The organism is Allocoprococcus similis (assembly GCF_054660775.1).
Genome location: NZ_BAAHSG010000014.1, coordinates 1 through 3,046 on the forward strand (window position 1 = coordinate 1; position 3,046 = coordinate 3,046).

A 3,046-nucleotide genomic window follows, 5' to 3' on the forward strand; every position below is an offset into this window, starting at 1 on the left:
AAGATTGCCGAAGGCAAATGAATTTAGATTTTTAGGTCGTTCGCTGAACGAAGAGAAGCGAACTTCAATATGAAAAAAGAAATGAATTGATCTTTACCAGTGATCAGAGATTAAAAAATATTTTAGTTTCTGATGACTGATAAACTTCAGTCAGACATGTACTTTGAAAACTGCATACAAAAATAAATCAATTCTCAAATAGAGAAAGACATCCGAGGTGATCATTGCCAAGAGGTGATGATTAACTTACATCTTCGAGAAAACGAAGTAAAAAAACGACCTGAAATACCAACGCATGCAACGCTATGCATGTGTAACCTGATCTCATTCCCGTGAGAGAAGGAAGTTGGTTATGCTAGAAAGAGCGCAGGGTGGATGCCTTGGCACTAAGAGCCGATGAAAGACGTGATAAGCTGCGAAAAGCTTCGGGGAGGAGCAAATATCCATTGATCCGGAGATATCTGAATGGGGAAACCCGGCTGGACAGACTCCAGTCATCCATACGCCAATCCATAACGTATGGAAGGGAACCCGGTGAACTGAAACATCTAAGTAGCCGGAGGAAGAGAAAACAACAAGTGATTCTGTGAGTAGCGGCGAGCGAAAACGGAAGAGCCCAAACCGGAATGCGTGCATTCCGGGGTTCGGACCGCATAATTGATCTGACAAGTTTAGCAGAATGGTTTTGGGAAAGNNCTTAGTGACCGATAGCGCATAGTACTGTGAAGGAAAGGTGAAAAGGACCCCGGGAGGGGAGTGAAAAAGAACCTGAAACCCTGTGTTTACAAGCTGTGGAACATCTATAAATGATGAACCGCGTACTTTTTGTAGAACGGTCCGGCGAGTTACGCCATCTGGCGAGGTTAAGTTCTTAAGGAATGGAGCCGAAGTGAAAACAAGTCTTAACAGGGCGTTAAGTCAGATGGAGTAGACCCGAAACCGGGTGATCTATCCATGTCCAGGATGAAGTTGCCGTAAAAGGCAATGGAGGTCCGAACCCACATCCGTTGAAAAGGGTGGGGATGAGGTGTGGATAGGGGAGAAATTCCAATCGAACCCGGAGATAGCTGGTTCTCCTCGAAATAGCTTTAGGGCTAGCCTCATGAGAGTCTTTTGGAGGTAGAGCACTGAATTCCCGCGGGGGCGTCAAAGCTTACCAAAGGATATCAAACTCCGAATGCCAGTAAGATGATTCATGGGAGTCAGACTACACGAGATAAGTTGGGTAGTCAAAAGGGAAAGAGCCCAGACCTGCAGCTAAGGTCCCAAAATGTGTGTTAAGTGGAAAAGGATGTGGGATTTCAAAGACAACCAGGATGTTGGCTTAGAAGCAGCCATACATTAAAAGAGTGCGTAATAGCTCACTGGTCGAGAGGTCCTGCGCCGAAAATGTCCGGGGCTGAAACACACTACCGAAGCTCAGGAATTAACCTAGTTAATTGGTAGAGGAGCATTCTTAGAGGGAAGAAGCAGTACCGTAAGGAGCTGTGGACTTTTAAGAAGAGAGAATGCCGGAATGAGTAGCGAGAGGAAGGTGAGAATCCTTCCGGCCGAATACCCAAGGTTTCCAGAGTAAAGCTGATCTGCTCTGGGTAAGTCGGGGCCTAAGGTGAGGTCGAAAGACGTAGCCGATGGACAACAGGTTGAAATTCCTGTACTGCAGTATAACAGAACTGTGGGGACGCAGAGGGAGAGCACTAGCGGGAATGGAATCCCGTGGCAAGCGAGGTAGGAGTCGCGTTGGCAAATCCGCGTGACAATCCGAAGACGTGATGCATACCGAACTGAAGTAGGGAAATGTGTGAGCCAGCTGCCAAGAAAAGCCGCTATTGTTTGTACTGTACCCGTACCGTAAACCGACACAGGTAGGTGAGGAGAGAATCCTAAGGCCGACGGGAGAAGCATTGTTAAGGAACTCGGCAAAATGACTCCGTAACTTCGGGAGAAGGAGTGCCAGTGAGAGCTGGCCGCAGAGAATTGGCCCAAGCAACTGTTTAGCAAAAACACAGGTCTATGCAAAACCGTAAGGTGAAGTATATGGGCTGACGCCTGCCCGGTGCTGGAAGGTTAAGGGGAGAGGTTAGCGTAAGCGAAGCTTTGAACTTAAGCCCCAGTAAACGGCGGCCGTAACTATAACGGTCCTAAGGTAGCGAAATTCCTTGTCGGGTAAGTTCCGACCCGCACGAAAGGCGTAATGATTTGGGCACTGTCTCAACAATGCACCCGGTGAAATTGAAATACCAGTGAAGATGCTGGTTACCTGCGCCAGGACGGAAAGACCCCATGGAGCTTTACTCCAGCTTGATACTGGGATTCGATATTGTATGTACAGGATAGGTGGGAGGCGAAGAAGCATTGACGCCAGTTGATGCAGAGCCGCTGTTGGGATACCACCCTTGCAGTATTGGATTTCTAACCAGCAGCCGTGACCCGGCTGGGGGACAATGTCAGGTGGGGAGTTTGACTGGGGCGGTCGCCTCCGAAAGGGTATCGGAGGCGCTCAAAGGTTCCCTCAGAATGGTTGGAAACCATTCGAAGAGTGCAAAGGCAGAAGGGAGCTTGACTGCGACACCGACGGGTGGAGCAGGTACGAAAGTAGGACTTAGTGATCCGGTGGTATAAAGTGGGATTGCCATCGCTCAACGGATAAAAGCTACCCTGGGGATAACAGGCTTATCACTCCCAAGAGTTCACATCGACGGAGTGGTTTGGCACCTCGATGTCGGCTCATCGCATCCTGGGGCTGAAGTAGGTCCCAAGGGTTGGGCTGTTCGCCCATTAAAGCGGTACGCGAGCTGGGTTCAGAACGTCGTGAGACAGTTCGGTCCCTATCCGGCGTGGGCGTAGGATATTTGAGAGGAGCTGGCCTTAGTACGAGAGGACCGGGCTGGACTGACCGCTGGTGTATCTGTTGTTCCGCCAGGAGCATGGCAGAGTAGCCAAGTCAGGAAGGGATAAACGCTGAAGGCATCTAAGCGTGAAGCCCCCCTCAAGATGAGATATCCCTACGTAAGTAGTAAGACCCCTTGAAGACGACAAGGTAGAT

1 rRNA gene is annotated in these 3,046 nt (G+C 49.3%); it reads left to right on the forward strand.

Going from position 1 to position 3,046, the window contains the following annotated elements:
- Positions 1-348 precede the first annotated feature (348 nt).
- Positions 349-3,046 (forward strand): 23S ribosomal RNA (locus ACYQ5K_RS07565); the annotation flags it as partial.